The 23,031-nt window shown below is 37.4% G+C and carries 16 protein-coding genes; 8 read left to right on the top strand and 8 right to left on the bottom strand.

What is annotated here, in order from left to right:
• Window positions 1–23 precede the first annotated feature (23 nt).
• Window positions 24–2,228: an extracellular solute-binding protein gene (locus ABN080_RS14595; protein WP_340894337.1), complete on the bottom strand. Its 2,205-nt coding sequence runs from the start codon at window positions 2,226–2,228 to the stop codon at window positions 24–26.
• Window positions 2,229–2,573: 345 nt separating this feature from the next.
• Between ABN080_RS14595 and ABN080_RS14590 the strand changes: the two genes are divergently transcribed.
• From ABN080_RS14590 to ABN080_RS14580, 3 genes are read left to right on the top strand one after another with little or no spacing between them, the layout of a single operon-like run.
• Window positions 2,574–3,395: an MBL fold metallo-hydrolase gene (locus ABN080_RS14590; protein ID WP_349441371.1), complete on the top strand. Its 822-nt coding sequence runs from the start codon at window positions 2,574–2,576 to the stop codon at window positions 3,393–3,395.
• 13 nt (window positions 3,396–3,408) lie between these two features.
• Window positions 3,409–4,656, top strand: a complete 1,248-nt coding sequence (locus ABN080_RS14585; protein ID WP_349441370.1) for an MFS transporter — start codon at window positions 3,409–3,411, stop codon at window positions 4,654–4,656.
• A gap of 39 nt (window positions 4,657–4,695) precedes the next feature.
• Window positions 4,696–5,409, top strand: coding sequence for an MgtC/SapB family protein (locus ABN080_RS14580; RefSeq protein ID WP_196554440.1), 714 nt, complete (start codon window positions 4,696–4,698; stop codon window positions 5,407–5,409).
• 77 nt (window positions 5,410–5,486) lie between these two features.
• On the opposite strand, the gene ABN080_RS14575 is transcribed toward ABN080_RS14580, so the two are convergent.
• Both ABN080_RS14575 and ABN080_RS14570 read right to left on the bottom strand, forming a co-directional pair.
• Window positions 5,487–7,472, bottom strand: coding sequence for an acyltransferase family protein (locus tag ABN080_RS14575; protein ID WP_349441369.1), 1,986 nt, complete (start codon window positions 7,470–7,472; stop codon window positions 5,487–5,489).
• 95 nt (window positions 7,473–7,567) lie between these two features.
• Entirely contained in the window at window positions 7,568–8,284 is a 717-nt protein-coding gene (locus ABN080_RS14570; RefSeq protein ID WP_349441368.1) for a hypothetical protein, read from the bottom strand.
• Window positions 8,285–8,789: 505 nt separating this feature from the next.
• Here ABN080_RS14570 and fdnG point away from each other — a divergent pair.
• The 3 genes from fdnG to fdoI are packed head-to-tail and all read left to right on the top strand — an operon-like array spanning window position 8,790 to window position 13,433.
• Window positions 8,790–11,837, top strand: a complete 3,048-nt coding sequence (gene fdnG / locus ABN080_RS14565) for a formate dehydrogenase-N subunit alpha (RefSeq protein ID WP_349441367.1) — start codon at window positions 8,790–8,792, stop codon at window positions 11,835–11,837.
• 10 nt (window positions 11,838–11,847) lie between these two features.
• Window positions 11,848–12,777, top strand: a complete 930-nt coding sequence (fdxH, locus tag ABN080_RS14560) for a formate dehydrogenase subunit beta (RefSeq protein ID WP_349441366.1) — start codon at window positions 11,848–11,850, stop codon at window positions 12,775–12,777.
• Window positions 12,774–13,433, top strand: a complete 660-nt coding sequence (gene fdoI, locus ABN080_RS14555; protein WP_196554476.1) for a formate dehydrogenase cytochrome b556 subunit — start codon at window positions 12,774–12,776, stop codon at window positions 13,431–13,433. The genes fdxH and fdoI overlap by 4 nt, the downstream gene beginning before the upstream one ends.
• Window positions 13,434–13,518: 85 nt before the next feature.
• On the opposite strand, the gene fdhF is transcribed toward fdoI, so the two are convergent.
• Complete coding sequence (gene fdhF, locus ABN080_RS14550; RefSeq protein ID WP_349441365.1) at window positions 13,519–15,687, bottom strand: formate dehydrogenase subunit alpha; 2,169 nt, start codon at window positions 15,685–15,687, stop codon at window positions 13,519–13,521.
• A 617-nt stretch (window positions 15,688–16,304) separates the two neighbouring features.
• On the opposite strand from fdhF, the gene ABN080_RS14545 reads away from it, so the two are divergent.
• Window positions 16,305–17,621, top strand: coding sequence for a sodium-dependent transporter (locus ABN080_RS14545; RefSeq protein ID WP_349441364.1), 1,317 nt, complete (start codon window positions 16,305–16,307; stop codon window positions 17,619–17,621).
• Between the two features lie 87 nt (window positions 17,622–17,708).
• Here ABN080_RS14545 and ABN080_RS14540 read toward each other — a convergent pair whose 3' ends face one another.
• The 4 genes from ABN080_RS14540 to ABN080_RS14525 form a co-directional block, all read right to left on the bottom strand.
• Entirely contained in the window at window positions 17,709–19,079 is a 1,371-nt protein-coding gene (locus ABN080_RS14540; protein ID WP_196568360.1) for a class-II fumarase/aspartase family protein, read from the bottom strand.
• A gap of 12 nt (window positions 19,080–19,091) precedes the next feature.
• The gene (locus ABN080_RS14535; protein ID WP_196554448.1) at window positions 19,092–20,648 is read right to left on the bottom strand and encodes a PTS transporter subunit EIIC; all 1,557 of its coding nucleotides are present in this window, start codon (window positions 20,646–20,648) and stop codon (window positions 19,092–19,094) included.
• A gap of 334 nt (window positions 20,649–20,982) precedes the next feature.
• On the bottom strand, window positions 20,983–21,723 hold the full coding sequence (locus tag ABN080_RS14530; protein ID WP_072068932.1) for a MurR/RpiR family transcriptional regulator: 741 nt from the start codon (window positions 21,721–21,723) through the stop codon (window positions 20,983–20,985).
• A 196-nt stretch (window positions 21,724–21,919) separates the two neighbouring features.
• Window positions 21,920–22,165 carry a DUF2543 family protein gene (locus ABN080_RS14525; protein WP_072068933.1) on the bottom strand — a complete coding sequence of 82 codons (246 nt, stop codon included), beginning with the start codon at window positions 22,163–22,165 and terminating at the stop codon, window positions 21,920–21,922.
• Between the two features lie 135 nt (window positions 22,166–22,300).
• Here ABN080_RS14525 and ABN080_RS14520 point away from each other — a divergent pair, with 135 nt between their 5' ends.
• Window positions 22,301–23,026, top strand: a complete 726-nt coding sequence (locus tag ABN080_RS14520; RefSeq protein WP_349441363.1) for an RluA family pseudouridine synthase — start codon at window positions 22,301–22,303, stop codon at window positions 23,024–23,026.
• Window positions 23,027–23,031 lie beyond the last annotated feature (5 nt).

Genomic DNA, 23,031 nt, shown 5'->3' with positions numbered 1-23,031 from the left:
ATTCTTATTGAAGTTAATAAAATCTACCGCTCGCCTTGAGTATCTATCAACAAACGCTGGTTTATATATTCGATAGTCTCGTCTATCGTCATAATATTATTAACGACATTAGTAATGCCTTGCCCGATAATAATCTCGGCTTGGCGTAAATTAAATAACTTACCATTAGGCACCGAAGATTCTCGTATTCCTTTATTAATTTCTTGATAAGCCAATGTCATCCATGGATAACGATGGCTAATCTCTTGATTATGGCTGAAATTTTTATGATTACTGTTTCCACCTAATAAAATTAGGTGATCCATAACCATTGGGGAATAAAGCCAACGATAAAATTGCTCTGCATACTGTGATTTTTGGCTATAACGTGAAACCCCTAATACGCCACCGCCTAATTGTGGAATACTGCCGGGTACAGGTGCAAAACCTGTTTTAGGTAAAATATTGCTATGTGCAACATCGTTAAATAAATTCATATAAGCAATAAGCATAGCAAGATGCCCTTGCTCAAATTGTCTAACCGATTCACTCCACCATTTATTATGAATATTCTCAGTGATCGACAACTGTTTTAAATATTCTTCTAATATTTCACCTGCTAAAGGCATTTCTAATCTAGGAATATTATGACTTCCTATTAAACATCCACCTTTGGCGTAATAACGTAATAGATACTCTGTTGCAATTAACCCCGCGCTACCCAATGTTGTTGATGCCCCCATTGGGCAACTTAATTGCCCTTCTTCATGTTGCTCAGTAAAAAACTGCGTCACATTATCGTATTCTTCAAATGTTGTCGGTACAGTTAATTCATTACCTGTTTTTTCGTAGTACATTCTTTTTAGAATAGGATCTTCAAACAAGTCTTTTCGATAAAATAAGAGTTGTGCACTGGCATCAAAAGGCATGGCATAAGCAACATTATTTACTAAGCTAAATTTTTGCTGAGTAGGTAGTGAAAAATTATTTAATAAATCCGTTAATCCATTACCAATCTTATCTAATGGCTGTAATATTCTTTCCGCAAACCAAGGAAAACAGGCCATATCAATACGCAATAAATCATAATAAGGATGTAAATGTAACTGACTTAAAATTTGATACACTTCATCGTAAGGATGAATTGCTAAATTAACTTTAATCCCTGTTTGACGATAAAAATGAGGTAGTAGTTTTTTTAATGCACTGGTTGAAGGGCTAGGTAAAATCAGTAAGTTAAGACTTATCTCTGCTTTATCCTCACTGATAACCGCTGGCGTTAAAGTATAAAGATGATCACTTTGATTACGCACACAAGTTACATTATTCTCGATAATTTCCGCATCCTCTTCTTGGATGAGTGCATCAATCACTTCTAACCCAAGTTGAGCGTAGTTCATTGGAAAGCAATATAACCCTTTTAATACAGGTGGAATATTATCACTCAATGCAAAAATAGGTGGGCAATCATTGTGGCTACCAAAATAACTCGCCTGCGTTAAATAACAAGCTTTTTCAATATCTTGTGCAATAAACAGGTCCGGAATTTGCTCCATAGAAAAGAAGTCGAACGCAATTTTATAGCTCTCTTCATCTGATGCACAAAGCACCACATTTTTCTTATTGGGAGCATACTCTAAAAGTCGATTTTGTAATTCATTGGTAAAGTTTTGATTATTTAAATAGTCGCTACTCCCCATAAAAATACCCACTAATTTACCTGTAGTTTTTGCAATCTGTTGGCAAATAGCTTCAACTGCTTGAGCAAAATCTAGCGTAAAAAATCGTTGAGTATTAAGTGGTTGGCGATAAACAAATGCAACTTGAGAAGGGGGTAATTTTAACGTGTCAAAATAGATATTTGCATCTTTGAGACAACTTACAGTGATCACTTGTTTATAACCACCCGCGGCAATTTTCTGTAATGCCTCCAATTCTGTAGTTTCCAAATCATCCGTTAAGAAAAGATCGTAAGTAACCTCAGGAAAATGAGCAATAGATTGTCTTAAGGAATTAAAGAAAACAGCATATTTTTCAGAAACTAATTGAGGTAAAAGTATGGCTATTTTATGGCTTTTATTGGTTCTTAACAGTTGAGCCTGTGTATTTAACTGATAACCCATTTGTTTGGCAGCTTGATACACAGCTTCAATCTTCTCAACACTTACATTTCCACGTTTATTCAATACGTTAGAAACCGTTCCATGAGAAACACCCGCTAATTTTGCAATATCTTTAATCGTTGCCATTGACCTTTTTCCATCTCAATTTCTGCTTTCACTAGCATACCTGAATTATTTATCGCGACTACCGATAATTGATTTGAACGTTCCATTTTAAAATAGCTTATAAAACAATCTAATACTATTTATCAAAAATAAATGATTATCAATATCAATTGCAAATTATATTCATATTAATCAAATATATAGAAAATTTAATTTGAATAAGATCACTGATCTGATCTTCCTTTATTGGCAAATGGTAATCCTCATTTTATTATTGGAACGTTCAAATTAATCTACAGCTTATAGATAATCAACACCAGATAGTTAATAAAATCATAATAAAACAATAGGATAAGGGGATTTCTTATGAAACTTCATTTTTTAGGGACGGCGGCCTCCGAAGGTATACCCAATCCCTTCTGCCGCTGTGAACACTGCCTGAAAGCAAGAGAACTTGGTGGGAAAGATATCAGAACTCACTCTTCTGCCATTGTCGATAACATTATGCTAATCGACGTATCACCTACATTTAGTTACCAGTTAATGCGTGATGGAATGGATGCTACCAATTTTGAAAGCCTTCTATTCACCCACACTCATCCTGATCATTTCAATGTCGGCGATCTGTTTAGTCGAATGGAAGGTTATGGTTTTGAAATTAACCATCCCCTTCATATTTTTGGTAACGATCGTGCAATTAATGGCTGCATCGAAGTTTTACCTGGTTACAGCAAAGAGCGTTTTGCTTTTCACTGCTTAATTCCTTTTGTTACCGTAGAAAGAAATGGTTATAAAATTACGCCATTACTCGCTAATCATGCGAAATGGGAGCTTTGCTACGTTTATCATATTGAAAAAGATGGCAAAGTAATTTTTTATGGCCATGATTCTGGTTGGTTCCCTGAATTAACATGGAAATGGTTAGAGAACAAACCACTTGATATCGTTGTTTTTGAATGTACTTATGGACTCAATGGTAAAGATCGTACCGATAATCATATGAGCCTAGAAACCGTATTTGCAGCAAAAGAAAAACTGCAACAACAAGGTTGTTTACATCAAGATACACAAATTGCTGTTTCGCATATTTCACATAGTGGCAAATTGCTTCACCACGAATTAGAAGCTGTTTGTGCTCCTCACAATATCCGTGTTGCCTACGACGGATTAACGTTAGAAACAAATTAAGAGGAGAACGATGATGGATATGAAAATAACCTCTCGCTTACTGATTATGATGTTTGTGCAATATTTCATGCAAGGTGCGTGGAATATGACTATGGGGCTGGTATTAAGTAGCTATGGTATGGCAAGCATTATTGGTAATGCCTACGCTTTATTAGGTGTCGCAACAATTATTTCCCCATTATTTATAGGTATGGTGGCAGACCGTTTCTTTGCTTCACAAAAAGTCATGGGCATCCTTCATTTAATTAATGCGGCTGTCATTATTTGTGTTCCTCAATTTATTGAGGCACAAAACAGTGGCATGACACTCTTCTTAATTTTCATTATTGGATTATTGTTTTATCCAACAACTGCGCTTTCAAATAGTATTAGTTTCTCCCATATTAATGGGGTGAAATATTTCCCTATTATTCGTGTATTCGGTACGTTTGGTTTTATGGCTATCGGATTTATATTAGGAGAAATGGGCTTCTCTGGTAGTACGATGACTTGGTATATCGCTTCTGCTGTAGGTGTTTTACTTGGTTTCTACTGCTTTACCTTACCTAATACGCCCCCTAAAGCAAAAGGTAAGCCATTCTCTGCTCGTGATATTTTATGTTTAGATGCTCTTTCATTATTTAAAGACCGCTATTTCGCTATCTTAATGTTTAGTATCTTTATTTTAATGATCCCAAAAACAGCTTACTCCGCTTATATTCCTGTTTTTATTAAAGCATTAGGTTTTAATAATGCGGCGTCTATTATGCAAATAGGTATAGCCTGTGAAGTTCTGTTTATGTTTGTATTGTCATTCTTCTTAATGAAGTTTGGCTTCAAAATTACATTACTTTTAGGTGCAGTTAGCTGGATCATTCGCTCAATATTCTTCTCTTATGCTGCGGTAAATACAGAGTTTTATTTTATCGTTATCGGATTAATGTTGCAGGGATTATGTTGGGACTTCTTCTTTACTGCTGGTGATATCTATGTTGACCGCAAAGCCAAACCAGAAATTCGTGCTCAAGCACAAGGCCTACGCTTTATTGTCTCTAATGGTTTCGGCTTATTATTTGCTTCCACTATTTGTGGTCAAATCTTTAATTCAACCGTAACCGAAACGGGTGATGCTGCATTGCCACAGTGGTCAACATTCTGGATATATCCAGCAATAGTCGCTGCCGTTGTAACCATATTCTTTATCTTCTTCTTTAAAGATGATGTAACAAAAAAGAAAAATAATGAAGATAAAAAAGTCCAGGAAAGCATTGCAACATCATAGTCTTAAAATAAAGGAATAAGCCAACGTTAGGAGCAAACCTTGGACGCATTAATTCAGTTTGTTGACAGCATTGGCCCTTTATCACTATCAAGTATCGCTAAATTACTGGCCGCCTTTATTTTGGGCGGCTTTATTGGCTTAGAGCGTGAATCAAAGGGAAAGCCTGTCGGTTTTAAAACTTGTGTCATTATTGCCGTTGCGAGTTGTTTATTAACTATTGTTTCTATTCAATCCGCAGAATATTACGCCAATATCTCCGACAACATTCGTAGTGATCCTATGAGATTAGCGGCACAAATTATCAGTGGTGTGGGTTTTCTTGGTGCTGGTGTTATATTGCATCGACGTGATGATGCAATTTCAGGCCTGACAACCGCCGCAATCGTATGGGCTTCTGCGGGTGTTGGTATTGCTTGTGGCTCAGGTTTTTATTGGCATGCCATGATTGTGACGGTTCTATTTTTTATGGCTATTCAACTTAGCCCACAAGTGGTGCTATTTCAGATGAAAAACCAACGTTTAGGTAAAATAAAGGTGCGTATGTTATTTACTCATGAAAATGGCGTACCTCTTTTAATTGAGTACTTAAAAAGCCATAAAGATGTAATTGAAAATTTAACGATCCGCGATATTAAAAAAGAGCGCGTTGAAGTAAATTTAAAATTATTAGTTAGACAAAAAATTACCTTACCGGAATTTTATTGTTCTTTAAAACAGCTTGAATATGTTCATTCTGTTTCTTTGGATCATTAATCTATTCAAAACAAGAAATGCACTTTATCTAAGATAATAGTGCATTTCTTCATTATTTTGATGACCAATTAATTATCTTACTGAGTATTTTTTACCACTAGCGGATTACCAAAACGTTCTAAATACATCATGCCAAATAGTGTTGAAGCATAATCTGTAATATGCCCTACATCACGATAAACTGGCACACCTTCTATGTCGGTCAGACAGACATTTTTATCGCACTGCACATCTTTGGGATCGATGATAATTAAGGCTGGATAGTCTTTTTTTAATTTAACAAATAACTGATCCATCCATGTATTTCCCTCGCCTTTATAGTTTTTAGGGTTACAGTTATTATCTGCAAAGTCTTTCCTTAATTTTGCATTTTCATAAAAACAGGTCATAAAACCACTTGGCATAGAATTGACTGTTTTAATAAAAACAGGTTTAGCACCTGTGGTAATAATAATATCAAGTGCTTCACGCATCGCTTTCTCAACGCGTTTGCGAGACTCTTCAACTGTTCTTACATCACCTATCTTATTAATGACATGATTTGACGCGTAATTATTCCAAACCTGCCCAAATATTACATAATCAAAGTGGTTATTCTTTATAAGTTGATAATATTTCGCCGTCTGATCGTAACAACGTTGATAAACTGTATTTTTATGATTAGACCAGTCATAAAGATAAATATTAGGAAGTGTAATACACGATGAAGTTGCTTGTGCATATACGTCTATCTTGGCATCTTTACCTAATATATCCATAAAGCCCCAGTAGTGATTTGCATGAGAATCACCCAGTAAAAAGGCTTTTTTCTGACTCCCTATATCACCAATATGGCACATTTTATCGGGATCTGAGGCTTCAAAATTCATACATTTATCCCGATTTTGATAATCAAACTGATTGAGTTTTGCCTCTAAATTAACGTAATTTTGCCCAAGTCTAACACCAAAGCCTTGATATTTTTCATTCAACGCATTTAATCCTAACGCCAATAAAATAGGTACAATCAGTAAAAACATGAAAGAATATTTAAACTCAAGACGCTTTCTTCTAAACGGTTTTTCAATAAGAAGATAAGAAAAAATAGAGAGTAATAATGTTAAAGCTAAAAGTAACCCTTTTTGTATCTCGGTATTAAATACGCCAATATAACGCGCAATAGCGAACAAAGGCCAATGCCATAAATACAATGAGTAAGATAATAATCCAACGATCACGATCGGCTTTAATGAAAGTATTTTTTTAATAATATTTCCATGCTGTCCGGTATAAATTATTAATGCAGCACCAAGACAAACATATAATGTATTAAAATTAGGATAGCCCGCAATTACCCCTTTTTGAAATGCGATCCAAAAGATCACGCCTAAAGCAATAAGACTAATAGCATCACTGACGCTTTGATGAAGCTTCACTTTTGTCGGTAAATAAGCGACACAAACACCCAACATAAACTCAAAAATACGTGTACTAAAAAAGTAATAATTTTTAGGCTGATCTTTTTGATAAAAAAACACTAAAGAAAAAGAAATTATTGTAATAAATACAACAGGATAAAAATTATTTATTTTTTCTTTATGATTGATTTTATGCAGAAAATAAAGTGCAAAAGGCAAAAATAGATACCATTGCCACTCTATTGCTAAAGACCATGTATGCAATAACGGCAAAAATAACGCATCTTGCGCCGCATAACTGGTTGTTGCTCTTGCAAAATATTTATTAGAAACCAACGCAGAGGCATATTTTTCACTATTCGTGATATCAAGATAATCACTAGGAAGATAGAAAAAACTTGAAATAACTAAAACTGAAAGTAATACAAAAAGATAGAGAGGTTGTAATCGCCATAATCGGCGAATATAAAAATCACGGAATGAAAAATTGCCTTGTGATAATGCATTTTTAATAATTGATGAAATCAAAAAACCAGAGATCACAAAAAAGATATCGACACCAATAAATCCTGATGGTATTAAGCGATTATCAAAATGAAAAAAGATAACCAGAATAACGGCTACGGCTCTTAAACCATCAATGTCAGCTCGATATTTTACATTCATAATTCAAACACATAATCCAAATAAAAAGAATCGCTGGATTATATACTAATTCGCCATATCGCTTTAGTCACAAAAAGATGAATGATTCTTTAATATTAATAACAGCGAAATGGCCATAATTGATTAAACTCCATCGTTAAACCCATCTGTACTTCAGTTGAAAGTGAACCTTTACTCACCACAAACTTAGGATGTCGAATCACAATAGGGGTATTAATCGCATAATGTATTAATGATGATCGGTTTTGCTCTAACTCATCATAAAGCTTCTTCATTTCTGCTGATGATGTATTCTTATTTAACCTCCCAAGAGTAATATGAATAATATCTTTATAAAGTTCACTCTCAATGGGGATCTGCTGATAAACCTGCTGCCTAAAGCGTGTTAATTCTTCGGAGATACCCGTTAATATCAAGCTGCCATTGGATGTTAGGGTAACGTTATTAAATATAATTTTGAGACTTTTTATTTGATTAAAGATTTTTGTGACCTCATGACACCACGATAATAATACGGGTCGTTGCAGTTTAAACTGCTCATTTTGTTGATTAAAAATCGTCAATAATGTGGAATGAAATTCTTGTGGCTGAGCAAATTCAATAAATGGAAATTTAAGTGCAAACTGTTCGCAATAAGCTGTTAGTTGCTGGCTAAAAGGAATAAAACTCTCTTCAATTTCTGGCTTATCAATCAATAACTGCCCTGCATTTAAACTAATATCAATGACACTCTCATCATTACGTTGCTTTAGCCACTCTTCGCCCGTTGCGAGTTTTTCAAGGGTTGATTGTGTCAGAAATGCGTAAGCCATAAAGTACCTTTTATATTCCAGTAAAATCGTTATGTTACGCGCTGAATATAAAGCTTACTACCCAATTGAATCACTAAAAGTCGATTCAGTATTTCAAGTGAGATTAATAATTTAAAAATAAAGTAAAAGAATAGAAAATATTTTATTTAGAGAGTAAAGCCATAGATTGAAATAGCAGATTAACCAATATTATTAGCGTCATATTTTTTATCAAAAACACCACTCAGATAAATTATATATAAAAAGAACAAAGATTATAAATTCTCGATAATGTCATCTTAATTTGTTATTTTTTATACGATTATTTATCCATATTGTTACTATGGATTTATTTTTTTTACTCGTTATAATTTCCTTCGTCATTTTAAGTAGTAGTTCATCACATTGAGTTCACAAACGATACTCAGGTCTGTCTTGAATGATTGAAAAATGAAATCTTATCTTTATTGGACGTTTTTTAAACGCCCGATAGGGATGTTATTTATCAATTTACAAGGAGACACTGATGCAAATCAGTCGGAGATCGTTTTTTAAGATCTGTGCTGGCGGTATGGCAGGCACATCTGCAGCATTACTAGGCTTAGCACCTGAAGTATCTATTGCGAACGCTCGCCAATATAAATTATTACGTTCAGTTGAAACTCGTAATAACTGCACTTATTGCTCTGTGGGTTGCGGTATTTTGATGTATAGCCTTGGGGATGGCGCAAAAAATGTTGATAAAAGTATTTATCACATTGAAGGCGACCCTGATCATCCTGTTAGCCGTGGCTCTCTATGCCCGAAAGGCGCTGGGCTTGTTGATTATATCCACAGTGAAAATCGCCTGAAATATCCTGAATATCGTAGACCCGGCTCTGATAAATGGGAGCGTATTTCATGGAATGAAGCGATTGATAAAATCGCCCGTTTAATGAAAAAAGATCGTGATGAAAACTTTGTTATCCATAATGAAAAGGGGCAAGAAGTTAATCGTTGGCTTACAACCGGTATGCTCTGCTCTTCTGCGGCAAGTAATGAAACAGGGATTTTAGATAATAAATTTTCTCGTTCATTAGGCATGATTGCTATCGATTGTCAGGCAAGACTTTGTCATGCGCCAACCGTTGCAGCATTAGCACCAACTTTTGGTCGTGGTGCAATGACCAATAACTGGGTTGATATTAAAAACGCTAACGTTGTGCTGATCATGGGGGGTAACCCTGCTGAAGCGCACCCTGTCGGTTTTAAATGGGTTATCGAAGCTAAAACTAAAAATAATGCGAAAGTTATCGTTGTCGACCCCCGTTTTAACCGTAGTGCGGCTGTTGCTGATCTCTACTCTCCTATTCGTGCTGGCTCTGATACCGCCTTTTTATTAGGTGTCATTAATTACCTAATCGAACACGATAAAATTCAGCATGAATATGTGAAAGCCTATACTAATGCATCTTTAATTGTGCGAGAAGATTACAGCTTTGATGAAGGTCTTTTCAGTGGCTTTGATAAAGAAAATCAAAGCTATGATAAAACCTCATGGCACTATGAACTTGATGAGAATGGCTTAGCATTAAAAGATAATTCACTGCAACATCCTCGTTGTGTGTGGAATCTTTTAAAACAGCACGTTTCACGTTATACCCCTGACATTGTCACCACACTTTGTGGTACACCTTTAGACGATTTTACCTATATCTGTGAAGCCCTTGCCTCTACTAGTGTAAAAGACCGAACCTCAACTATTTTGTATGCCCTAGGTTGGACACATCATACCGGTGGTGCTCAAACTATCCGTGCAGCAGGTATGATCCAGTTATTATTAGGCAACGTGGGTATGCCGGGTGGCGGTGTAAATGCGTTACGTGGGCACTCTAATATTCAAGGTTATAGCGATCTGGGTTTATTATCATTAAACCTACCGGGTTATATGCCTCTGCCGAATGAAAAACAGACCTCATTAGAGACTTACTTATCCCAAGTGACACCAAAAACTGTGGTTGCAGACCAAGTTAACTACTGGAAAAGAACCCCTGATTTCTTTATTAGTTTGCTAAAAAGCTTCTGGGGTGAACACGCAACAGCAGAAAATGAGTGGGGATATCATTGGTTACCCAAATGGGATAAAAGCTACGACATCATGGCGCAAACCCAATTGATGATCGATGGGAAAATGAATGGCTATATCGTTCAAGGTTTTAACCCATTAGCTGCCTTTGCAGATAAAAATAAATGTAGCGCCGCATTAGCCAAATTGAAATATATGGTCGTTATCGATCCGTTAGTAACAGAATCTTCTAACTTCTGGCAAAACCACGGAGAAATGAACGATGTTACCCCAACGGATATTCAAACAGAGATATTTCGTCTACCGTCATCTTGCTTTGCTGAAGAAAACGGCTCAATTGCTAACTCAGGTCGCTGGCTACAATGGCACTGGGCGGGCGCTAAACCACCAGCGCAAGCATGGCATGATGGTAAAATTCTAGGTCATTTATTAATGCGTCTGCGGGAGCTTTATCGTGAAGAAGGCGGTGTTTGCCCAGAACCTGTAATGAATCTCTCTTGGAACTACGTTGACCCTTACGATCCTCAGCCTGAAGAAGTGGCGAAAGAAGCTAATGGTCAAGCGATGCAAGATATCTACAACGATACAGGCAAATTGTTGTTTAAAAAAGGACAACAACTTGACGGTTTCCACCAGCTAAAATCAGACGGTTCAACCGCCAGTTTCTGTTGGGTCTATTCCGGTTGCTGGACTGAAAAAGGTAACCAAATGGCGAACCGCGATAACGCCGATCCTTCAGGATTAGGCTGTACACCGGGTTGGGCATTTGCATGGCCTCAAAACCGCCGTGTGTTATATAACCGCGCATCCGTTGATCCACAAGGTCAACCGTGGGATGAAAAACGCCAATTAATCAAATGGAATGGCAATCAATGGGTTGGTCCTGATGTACCAGACTATAGCAACGCAGCACCTAATAGCGGTGTAGGTCCTTTTATTATGCAACCCGAAGGTATGGGACGCTTATTTGCGGTTGATAAAATGGCTGATGGTCCATTCCCTGAATTCTACGAGCCGTTTGAATCACCAACAGAAGAAAATATTCTGCACCCGAACGTCTCTCGTAACCCAGTCGCGCGTTTATACAGTTATGATGCAGAACATTTAGGCAAAGCCGATGAATTCCCTTTTGTGGCGACAACCTATTCAATTACTGAGTTATTCCGTCATTGGACAAAACATTCATTAATCAATGCCATTGCACAGCCTGATCAGTTTATCGAAATTGGCGAACAACTAGCGTTACGAAAAGGCATTGTGGCAGGTGATGAAGTCAAAGTCAGTGCTAAACGAGGCTATATCAAGGCTAAAGCCGTTGTCACTAAGCGTATTAGACCGCTGACGATTAATGGCAAAGTAGTCGATACTATCGGTATTCCTTGTCACTGGGGCTTTGAGGGTGCGACTCGCAAAGGTTTCCTTGCCAATACATTAACGCCATCAGTGGGTGATGCAAATTCATTCACACCTGAATATAAAGCGTTTTTAGTCAATATCGAAAAGGCATAAGGGGAAACTGATGTCATTGCAATCTCAAGATATTATTCGTCGTTCTGCCACCAATTCCCTCACACCTGCACCACAGGTGCGCGATTTTAAAGAAGAAGTGGCAAAACTTATCGACGTTACTACCTGTATTGGCTGTAAAGCCTGTCAGGTGGCTTGTTCTGAATGGAACGATATTCGCGATAAAATTGGCACTAACGTTGGTGTTTACGATAACCCAACTGACTTAACGGCAAAATCATGGACAGTAATGCGATTTTCTGAAGTTGAAGAAAACGGCAAGTTAGAGTGGCTAATTCGTAAAGATGGCTGTATGCACTGCGCTGATCCGGGCTGTTTAAAAGCATGCCCAGCAGAAGGTGCCATTGTGCAATACGCTAACGGTATTGTTGATTTCCAATCAGAGCACTGCATTGGTTGTGGCTACTGTATTGCGGGTTGTCCTTTCGATGTCCCTCGTATTAATGAAGAAGATAATCGCGTTTACAAATGCACATTGTGTGTTGATCGCGTTGAAGTCGGTCAAGAGCCCGCTTGCGTAAAAACTTGCCCGACAGGTGCCATTCACTTTGGCTCTAAAGAGGCAATGACGCATCTTGCCAACGAACGAGTCGCCGAGCTAAATACCCGAGGCTACGACAAAGCGGGTTTATACGATCCCCAAGGCGTGGGTGGTACACACGTAATGTATGTCCTTCATCATGCTGATAAACCTAATTTGTATCATGGTTTACCTGAAAACCCAGAAATTAGCTCAACGGTAAAATTCTGGAAAGGCATTTGGAAACCATTAGCGGCAGTTGGTTTTGCGGCAACATTTGCGGGTGCCATGTTCCATTATTTAGGTATTGGTCCTAATCACACCACCAAAGAAGATGAAGAAGAGGCACAAAAAGAGATGGAAGCATCACAACATTCAGTGAATAAAGAGGAGCAGAAATAATGAAGAAGAAAAGCGATAAAATCCTTCGTCATACTGCCTCAGAGCGAATCAATCACTGGGTTGTGGCGATTTTCTTTGTCTTTACTACCTTTAGTGGGCTGGGCTTTTTCTTCCCATCTCTAAACTGGTTTATGAATATTTTGGGCACACCGCAGCTTTCGCGTTTACTGCATCCATTTACGGGTGCTGCGATGGTATTTTTCTTTATCTTTATGTTTTTTAGATACTTCAAGTATAACTCTGTAGATAAAGATGATTTAGTGTGGGCAAAAAATATCCATAAAGTGCTACAAAATGAAGAAGCCGGCGATATTGGGCATTACAACTTAGGTCAAAAAGGAATTTATTGGACATTAAGTCTCAGCCTTATTGTTCTGACCATTAGTGGAATAATTATTTGGCGACCTTATTTTGCTGATTATTTCTCTATTCCTGTTATTCGCATTGCTTTACTGGCTCACTCACTGTCCGCCATCGTACTGATCATTACTGTGATTGTTCATGCTTATGCCGCGTTTTGGGTAAAAGGTTCAATTCGTAGCATGATTGAAGGCTGGGTAACGCGAGGTTGGGCGAAAAAACATCACCCGCGTTGGTATCGTGAGATTTTAGAAGAAGAAAAAAAAGAAGCAGAAAGTAAATTAAACCAAAAATAATAAACTGCTTTTATTTCTATAAAATAGATGTGAGAAAAAATGGAGGCTTAATTGCCTCCATTTCTATTTTTAATATATGCTCAATTTAATGTGTCGCTGTTTTTGCTTGCTCCACTAAATTAATTAAGCGACTTCTCATTGTATGATAATGTTGAGAAACTTGGCTTTCTGCCCATTTTTGATCGGCAATTTTAATCACTTTAGCCGCACAATATTTTGTTTCAGGTGTTTTTGAAACAGGATCAAGATTATCCTGAGTCAGCTCATTACATGCCCCAATCCACCATTGATAGGTCATATAAATAGCCTGTTTATTAATGGTTTCATTTACATTACAGCGAGACATCACTTTACCGCGGCGAGATTCAACCCAGACAATTTCTTGGTCACAAATACCCGCTTCTTTCGCCACATCAGGATGAACTTGAACATAACCCGGTTCATCTGCAAGTGATGCCAATGCTTTACAGTTACCTGTCATCGAACGGCAAGAATAATGCCCAACTTCACGCACAGTAGACAAAATCATTGGATAATCACTATCGGGTAATTCCGCAGGTGCTCGCCAAGGTGTCGCAAATAACAAACCTTTACCTGAAGGTGTATTAAAGTGGTTATTTGAATATAAATAAGGCGTACCCATATCTTCAATATCAGTACAAGGCCATTGAATATGGGCTAAACCTGCTAATTTTTCGTAGGTTGCTCCAAAGAAGAGTGGGCAAAGCTCCCTAACTTCATTCCAGATCTCTTCGTTATTTTCATAAGACATCGGGTAGCCCATTTCCGTGGCGAGTAAACTGATGATCTCCCAATCTCGTTTTACATTGCCTTTAGGTTCAACTGCCTTTTCAAAGCGCTGAAAGCCTCTATCAGCACAGGTAAAGATACCGGCATGTTCCCCCCAACTGGTTGACGGTAAAATCACATCAGCTTGCTCTGCGGTTTTAGTCATAAAGATATCTTGAACTACGACAAAATCGAGAGCTTCAAACCCTTTTCTGACTAAACCTAAATCAGCTTCGGTTTGAAGTGGATCTTCACCCATGATGTAGTAAGCTTTCACCTTACCTTCAATGGCTAAATGAGGAACTTCGGTAATGCGATATCCCACATCTGGATCGAGTTGTTCAACAGGAATATTCCATGCTTGTGCAAATTTCTGACGGGTTTCTTCGTCAGTCACATACTGGTATCCCGGAAACATATTTGGTAAAACACCCATATCACAGGCACCCTGAACATTATTTTGTCCACGAACCGGCGCAACACCAACATGTGGTTTACCTAAATTACCCGTTAATAGCGCAAGACCTGATAAGCCTTTTACCACATCAACCGCTTGACCAAACTGTGTGACGCCCATTCCCCACATAATAGTGGCCGTTTTAGCACCCGCATAAGTACGCATTGCTTTACGAATTTCAATAGCAGGAATGCCGACAATATCTTGCACAGCTTCAGGGCTATAGTCTGCGAGTTGTTTTTTATATTCTTCAAAGCCTTCTGTGTATTGGCTCACATAGTCTTTATCATAGAGATCTTCATCAATTAGCGTGTATGCGAAGGCATTGACTAACGCCATATTAGTACCATTTTTTAATGGTAAATATTGGTTAGCAATTTTAGCGGTTTCGATTTTACGAGGATCACAAACAATAATTTTGGCACCCTTTTGTTTCGCTTTAACCACACGACGCGCCACAATAGGATGAGAATCTGCACAGTTATAGCCAAACACTAATAAGCAATCTGAATCTTCAATATCAGCAATAGAGTTGCTCATAGCTCCATTGCCTAATGTTTCTTGTAAACCAGCAACAGAAGGCCCATGACAAACACGGGCACAACAATCGACATTATTATTACCTAATACTGCACGCACAAATTTTTGCATCACAAAGTTGGTTTCATTCCCTGTACCACGAGAAGAACCCGTACACATAATGGATTTCGCACCGTATTTTTCTTTTATTTCCAGTAACTTTTTTGCCGTAAATTGAATAGCTTCATTCCAACTCACAATTTCAAAACCAGCCCCTTTTTGTCGGCGGATCATCGGCTCATGAATTCTGGCTGTCAGCAATTTGTTGTCATTAAGGAAATCCCAACCATATAGCCCTTTTAAGCAAAGTTCGCCTTGATTGGTGACACCATTGGCACCTTCGGCTTTGATTATGCGACCATTTTCGACACAGAGATTGATTTTGCAGCCAGCGCCACAATAAGGACAGACGGAGTTGATTTTGTTCATTTGATATCCTTTCCCCTAACTAGGGAGTAAAAGAGTCATAAAGAACTTTGAATTAAGCAGGAATTGTGCCAATTAATTTTTAAAAGATAATCAATAAGATATAAAAATAAAATAATATTTAATAACCATTTCGACATTTTTGCCGATGCTCGCCTTATACAAACAAGGCTAATTCCATAACTTTCTTACAACCTCCAACCATTGGCATCAGGAAAACATTTAGAAATAAAAATTAACACTGAATTCTAATAAAATTTATTTCTTTAGTTTGAATTTATGATATAAATAATAAACGCGCATTTTGAAAAACAATATTTCATATTGCATTGCAATAATATCCATTTCAATAAAGAGCAAAAAAATGAATATGAACACCAATAACCGACTCTTAGGCCTAAACCTACTACTCCTTCTTTAGGTGGCCGAGCACGTTCATTTTTTTGCAAAAGCCACCAGTCAGGTGGCTTTTTTGTTGTGCCCCTTACTGGTGAAATTATTTTTAGGGGAGTTTCTATGATGTTGAGTTTTACCATAAGGATGATGAGTCACAACGTCTTCTCAATAAGTAATTGTATGGTTATATCCTCCATAACTAATCAAATAAATCAGGGGGCAAAATGAGCCAACAATGGACATCACGAGTCGGCCATATCTTAGCAGCCGCAGGCTCTGCAATCGGTATTGGCGCAATCTGGAAGTTTTCTTATGTTGCCGCCAATAATGGAGGAGGCGCATTCTTAATCGTCTTCTTATTATTCAGTTTTATTATCGGGCTTGCGGTATTACTGGCTGAGAATATCTTAGGTAGTAGCACACATGCTGAAGCGGTCAATGCCTTTAAGAAAATGATGGGGCGTAATTGGGTTATCATTGGCGTTATTGGTGTATTCAGTTCATGGTGTATTTACAGCTTCTATAGCGTTGTTGGTGGTTGGACAATTGGCTATACCGTTATGGCAGCAACAGGCCAGTTGAATATTACAGATAGCGCTGAATTAACGGGTATTTTTACCCGCTTTATTAGTGATCCCTTATGGCCTATTTTGGCTCACCTTGCCTTTGCGGGATTAACCTGTTTTGTGGTTTTAGCCGGTGTACAACGCGGATTAGAAAAAGCCGTTAAAATCATGATGCCGATGTTATTTATCATTATGATTTTATTGATAGTCGTTGGTATGAGCTTACCCGGTTCATCTGAAGGTTTAAAATTATTTTTATACCCTGATTTTAGTAAATTAACCCCTCAAGGCGTATTGGATGCGTTAGGGTTAGCCTTCTTCTCACTGTCTATCGGTTTAGGTATTCACATCACTTACAGTGCTTATTTAGCGGATAACAAAGGTATCGCTAACTCCAGCATGTGGGTGGTTATTCTGTCTTGTATGGTGTGTGTACTTGCCGGATTAATGATTTTCCCTGCATTATCTGCCGCAGGCTTAGAGCCTAATGCAGGCCCTGGCTTAACCTTTATGACCATGCCAGTTTATTTTGCTCACTTACCCGGTGGCAACATTTTAGCCGTGACGTTCTTTGTCTTGTTATTAATGGCAGCGTTAACTTCTGCAATTTCATTACTGGAACATATCGTCGCTTACGTACAGATGCGTTTTCAGTGGACACGCCGTCGTGCAGGGTTAGTCGTAACCGCATCGATTATGTTGATGGGTATTCCAGTGTCATTATCTTTTGGACCGATGAGTGATGTGACGCTGGGGGGCAAAACCGTCTTTGATTTATTAGATTATCTGACTTCTAATATTTTGATGCCACTGTTCGGTATTGCAATGTGTTTGATCTTTGGTTGGTCACGTAGAGCGAATGCATTTATTCCTGAAAATATCGCTGGATTAAAACGTCAATGCTTATTAGTGGTATGGCGTTATATTGGTCCAATATGTATCGGTATTATTTTAGTCCATGGGTTGATTGGTTAGTCATCAGCAAAAAGAGCCACTCAAAATGAGTGGCTCTCGACTTAACTGATAATGATTTATTTATGGATACTTGATGTTTTTTACTACTTATTTATAACTTTGTTTAATTTCTTGAGAAATCGCTAATCCACGTTTTGCTTCTTTTTCAGCAAGTTCAACGGATAAACCGATATAAGAACGAGGATCGAGCATGGCCTTGATTTCATCTGCATTGAAAGCTGCAGTAATAGTTTCGTTCTTCATCAAGTTAGTATAAAAATCTTCACCATCTGCTGCCGTTTTAATCGCTTCTTCATATAACAGTGAATGCGCTTTATCTTTGCCTAATTTTTCTGCCATTTTCATCATAACGTATTCGGTATTATCTAACCCTTTATTTCTCATCACGTTATGTAGCATTCTCTCTTCATGAGGAACGATGGTTCTTGAAAGCTCTTCCGTTCTTAATAGAATTTCTGTTGTTAATTCTAACGCTTCTTCAATTAAGCCATCAAATAACATATAAGAGCTGCTGTCACCTTCATAAGGTCTTACCGCAGAGTACATTCCTACATTCGGTAATGAGTACAGTTTCTGTGAGTTAGCGATAATTCCTTTGGCTAATTTGGGATTAATTTTATGAGGCATTGTACTACTACCGACAGTACCTTTTGTGAATCCTTCAGAAACCTCAGCAATTTCTTCTAACGTGGTGCTATACACTTCTTCACCAATTTTATGGCAGATGTTAGCCATCAGTGCCAAGTTCATCATATATTCTAATTTATGCGTACTTAGATTACGTGATGGGACTTCCATTGCTTGCATACCCACTAATTCAGCAACGCGTTTTTGTACTTTCATCCCCACTTCTGGCATTGAATTAAAAGCACCTACTGCACCCCCCATCATAATGGTGAATACACGTTTCTCACTCTCTTTCATACGCTGGTAGCAATCAATAAAATCGCTGATCCACACTGAAACTTTATACCCATAAGTAATAGGAATAGCATGACGACCGTGTGTTCTACCTGCCATCACCATATGTTTTGTTTTTTCAGCAAGATTAGATAAATTTTCAATAATTTCGCTTAGTAATAACATGAACTTATTGTGTACTGTTTTCATCATATACAGCTGTGAACTTTGCTGTATATTTTGTGTGGTAATGCCATAGTGCACATATTTACCACTCTCTTCAGAGCATGCATTCACCAGTACTTTTAAAAAAGGCACAAAGCCATGACCGATTTTTTGATAAATACGGTTCATCTCTTCAAAATCGATATTCTCAATAATCGCCTTTTCTTTAATTTCATCTGCGGCAGACTGTGGAATAAAACCGTATTCAGCTTGTGCTTGCGCTAACATGGCTTCAAACATCAACCAAGTTGAATATTTAGCTTCATTGGACAGCAGATTTTTTATACCGCGATCGTCGATTGTTTTACTTTTAGAATCGTATAACGCTCTCATCATGTATCCTTTTTATTTCTTCATTGCGTCATCAACAGCATTGCGAACAAATTCAACTTTAGGGCCATAAACGACATGGACATGGTTTGCTGCTGGAAAGAAGAATGCTGTACAGCCAGACTCCAACATTAATTCTTTGTCTATTTGATTTACTTCATTAATATCAATACGTAATCGTGTAATACAGTTATCAACATTACGGATGTTTTGTTTGCCACCTAACGCTTGAATTAAGATTTCTGCAATTTCGCCATAACGTTTTTCTTTGATTAGCGTGTTTTTCATATTGCTTGATTCTTCTCTACCTGGGGTTTTGATATCAAATTTGACGATAGCCCAGTAGAAAATAAAGTAGGTCACAACAGCCAGTGTGCTACCAATCAGCACTAAGAAGATCCAATTAGTATGTTCGTAGAGTAAACCAAAGATAGTGAAGTCAAAGACTGTGCCTCGAATATAACCAATTGCAACACCAGCAAAAGAGAGTAGAACTGCGCCAATACCCACGATAATCGCGTAAATTAAATAAAGTAACGGTGCGATAAAGACAAAGGTAAATTCAAGAGGTTCGGTTACGTTACCTAACATTGCAGTTAAAACCATCGTCACTAGCATCGATTTAACTTCAGCACGGTTCTCTTTTTTCGAGGTTTTATAAATTGCTAATGCAATCGCAGGGAATAAGAACAATGTAACCAACATTTGTTGCTGAGCCATAAAACGCGTCAGGCTTGGCATCATTGCCCAATATTCACTACTTGGGCCTTGGTTAAATAATACTTCTGTCATTGCTGGAACAACACCTACATAGGTTTGCCCATCAATCACATAAGAACCACCAGCCTCGGTAAATCTAAACAGAACATTCCAGACGTGGTGTAAACCAAATGGGATAAATAGACGCTCACCACCCGCAGTAAAGAAAGGCCCAACAGGACTTAAGAAGACAGCCGAGAGCTTAGTTAAGCCCATGACTAATACTTCCCAAATAAATGGTAACAATGCACCCACGCCAATCATTAATCCGACCATAATAATGGCGACAGATTTTTTCCCAGAGAAGAAGGCAAATGCTGTTGGCAATTCAAGGTTATAAAACTTATCGGTAGCCCATGCAGCGATTAATCCTGTGATAATCCCTCCGGCAGCACTAATATTCATGGTTTGTATACCCAGAACCTTAATTTGCCCAACCTGCGTCATAATGGCAGGATCAGCCAGCTTTCCAGTCAATACCAACCAGATATTGATTGTACTTATCAAGGTTAAATAGCCCACCACAGAGGCAAAGACCGCAATCCCTTTATCTTTATGGCTCATTCCATACGCCACCCCCATTGCAAATAAAAGTGGAATATTGTCAAACACCACACCTGCAATAGAACGGATACTGACTAATAAAGCATTGACTGTTTCATTACCTAAGAAAGGAAAGCGTGCAATCATATAAGACTGAACTAAAGCACCACTGATCCCCAAGATCATACCGATAGGCGCTAATACACCGATTGGTAGAAGTAGGGTTCTACCAAAGCGCTGAATAGACTCGCTGAACTTTTTCCTGGCCATATTTTTTCCTTATGACTTCTCGAATATAAAAGAATTACCGAGGTACTCTAACTTAGGGATTATAGGAAATGAATGACGTGGCGGTTTTAAATATTATCTCAGGTCATTTTTCATGACTTAGGTCTTTTTAATAAACGATTCAATTAATAAATAATAAACAATTTTTTATTTCAGAAATGAAGATTGAACCTAGATATTAATATTAATATTAATATTGAAAAATAAGACTATTTTAAAATAACATATGAATATTTTACATCAGATAGATTAATGCTTTTTACACATTAAGAATAAAAAGAATATTTAACTAATAGAATGATCAGTTTATTAGAATTTAAAGTAGTGTTTCTAGCTCATTTATCAGTAAATCCACCAGCATGAAAAAGCCAATACGTGATTTAGTATCATCTTTTTTTGTATCGTGATTATCAGCAAAACAAAACAGAGCATGACTTGCGTAACTGGTTAATTCATTGGTATTAAATGCGGTCATACTAATAATATTAGCATCTTTTAACTGTACAATTTTTGCTGTTTCTATAATTTTTTTTGTGCCACCAGAAAGGGAAATAAAGATAACAGTGTCATCTTCATTAACAAGACGAGTAAACGAGTCAGATAAGTTGTAATCATTAATAAAAAAGCAATGTAGTCCCAAAGCAAACAGAAGGTGTTCAAGGTAATAACCGACTGCTTTACTCGTTCCCCTTGCAACAATAAAAATATTCCTAGAGTGACGTAAGGTTTTCGCACATTCCCGAATTTGCTCTTCATTAATTAAGGTAAATGTTTTATTAATATTCTTTTCTAATTGCTTTTTATAAGAGGCGGTACTCGTTTTCTCAACTTTATTTTGAGCCAAGATATAATTATTAATTTGGAATTTAAGCTCTTTAAATCCACTAAATCCTAATTTTTGCGATAAATTAATAATCACCGTTTTTGATACAAAAGTTTTTGCAACTAAATCATTAATATTTAAATAGGGTATATCCGCAATATTATCGGTGAGATATTTTAATACTTTTTTTTCGCTGATCGTTAAATTGTCATAATTTTTTAAGAAATCCAGCATATCTCACCCAACCAATTGAATATAAAACACTCTATAAAGGAGCGAACATCCCAAAAATATGCCAGCTCTTTTCGTGCGCTTATGTGCAATAAAATAGATAACGAGTATACGTTAAATCATACAGTTATGTAGGAACAGAGTTATTTTTTGTGAATTGAGAGATTATTGAGCCCACGATCAATGAGCCCAATACGTGCTATTCATTACCCCAGCGATTAAGAAACATCGCAATATCGTCAATGCGTTTTTTATTAATACCCGCTTCTTTTGCCATCTCTTGTTGTGCCGATTCACTAATTTCTTCGTTATTCATTAATCGAGTGAGTAATAATTGAAAATAGAGAGCAAGCCCATCTTCTTCTGCTTCAGCAACAGGATCGGTTGATTCCAGTGAATACTCTTCTACCATGTCATAATATTTAAAATGGATTTCATTGTTCATAAATTCTCCCCAAGGATTAACGTTAATACTCGTCATATTCAATTACTATAAAATTACTAAGAGTATATCTCTACATTCGCCTGTTAACCTAAAATTCGCTATCATCCACTTTCTTCTTTTTCTGCGGATAGGCTGATGTCTACGATTATCGATACTTTTATTGCCCCACCTTGCCATGATGAAATCGAGATCCTTTATCAAGACGAGTACTTAGTCCTTATCAATAAACCGACAGGACTATTGAGTTTATCAGGAAAAAACCCACAAAATATCGACTCGGTACATTATCGATTAGTGAAGCTATTTCCGGGATGTACGCTTGTTCATCGACTTGATTTTGGTACATCTGGATTGATGGTTGTGGCACTCAATAAAGCAATCAATGCGCTTTTGTGTCAGCAATTTAGCCAACGCAGTGTAACCAAGGTATACAACGCACTACTGTGTGGTCATTTGAAAGAAAATGAAGGAGTGATTAATGCTCCAATTGCAAAAGATCCAGCTCTGTTCCCACGCATGTCTATTTGCCCTATTAATGGAAAGCCAGCTCGCTCTGGTTATCACGTTATTGAGCGTTTTTATCATATGTTAGAAGATAGGACGTTATTGCCTCTAACGCGGGTACAATTTACCCCTGAAACGGGAAGAACTCATCAACTTCGTATCCACAGCCAGTTTATAGGCCATCCTATTTTAGGTTGTGATTTATATGGTGGGAGCGACTATTGCTTGAATAAAAAAATAAAAGAAACTAAAAGAACTGAACGGACTCCGCGACTTATGCTTCATGCGAGTGAGCTTCATTTTATTCACCCTATTAGCCAAGCACCAATAAAAGCGCGTTGCGAGAGCCCGTTTTAAATATC

Source organism: Proteus sp. fly-1089 (assembly GCF_040138965.1).
In the GTDB taxonomy this organism is placed as follows: Bacteria; Pseudomonadota; Gammaproteobacteria; order Enterobacterales; family Enterobacteriaceae; genus Proteus; species Proteus vulgaris_B.
Note: the sequence above shows the minus strand (reverse complement) of the source record. Positions and strands in the feature narration are given on the sequence as shown.

Bases quoted from the DNA above. Each gene is read 5' to 3' on its own strand.
- ABN080_RS14595 (WP_340894337.1), bottom strand. From the start codon at position 2,228: ATGGCAACGATTAAAGATATTGCAAAATTAGCGGGTGTTTCTCATGGA.
- ABN080_RS14590 (WP_349441371.1), top strand. From the start codon at position 2,574: ATGAAACTTCATTTTTTAGGGACGGCGGCCTCCGAAGGTATACCCAAT.
- ABN080_RS14585 (WP_349441370.1), top strand. From the start codon at position 3,409: ATGGATATGAAAATAACCTCTCGCTTACTGATTATGATGTTTGTGCAA.
- ABN080_RS14575 (WP_349441369.1), bottom strand. From the start codon at position 7,472: ATGAATGTAAAATATCGAGCTGACATTGATGGTTTAAGAGCCGTAGCC.
- ABN080_RS14570 (WP_349441368.1), bottom strand. From the start codon at position 8,284: ATGGCTTACGCATTTCTGACACAATCAACCCTTGAAAAACTCGCAACG.
- fdnG (WP_349441367.1), top strand. From the start codon at position 8,790: ATGCAAATCAGTCGGAGATCGTTTTTTAAGATCTGTGCTGGCGGTATG.
- fdxH (WP_349441366.1), top strand. From the start codon at position 11,848: ATGTCATTGCAATCTCAAGATATTATTCGTCGTTCTGCCACCAATTCC.
- fdhF (WP_349441365.1), bottom strand. From the start codon at position 15,687: ATGAACAAAATCAACTCCGTCTGTCCTTATTGTGGCGCTGGCTGCAAA.
- ABN080_RS14545 (WP_349441364.1), top strand. From the start codon at position 16,305: ATGAGCCAACAATGGACATCACGAGTCGGCCATATCTTAGCAGCCGCA.
- ABN080_RS14540 (WP_196568360.1), bottom strand. From the start codon at position 19,079: ATGAGAGCGTTATACGATTCTAAAAGTAAAACAATCGACGATCGCGGT.
- ABN080_RS14535 (WP_196554448.1), bottom strand. From the start codon at position 20,648: ATGGCCAGGAAAAAGTTCAGCGAGTCTATTCAGCGCTTTGGTAGAACC.
- ABN080_RS14530 (WP_072068932.1), bottom strand. From the start codon at position 21,723: ATGCTGGATTTCTTAAAAAATTATGACAATTTAACGATCAGCGAAAAA.
- ABN080_RS14525 (WP_072068933.1), bottom strand. From the start codon at position 22,165: ATGAACAATGAAATCCATTTTAAATATTATGACATGGTAGAAGAGTAT.
- ABN080_RS14520 (WP_349441363.1), top strand. From the start codon at position 22,301: ATGTCTACGATTATCGATACTTTTATTGCCCCACCTTGCCATGATGAA.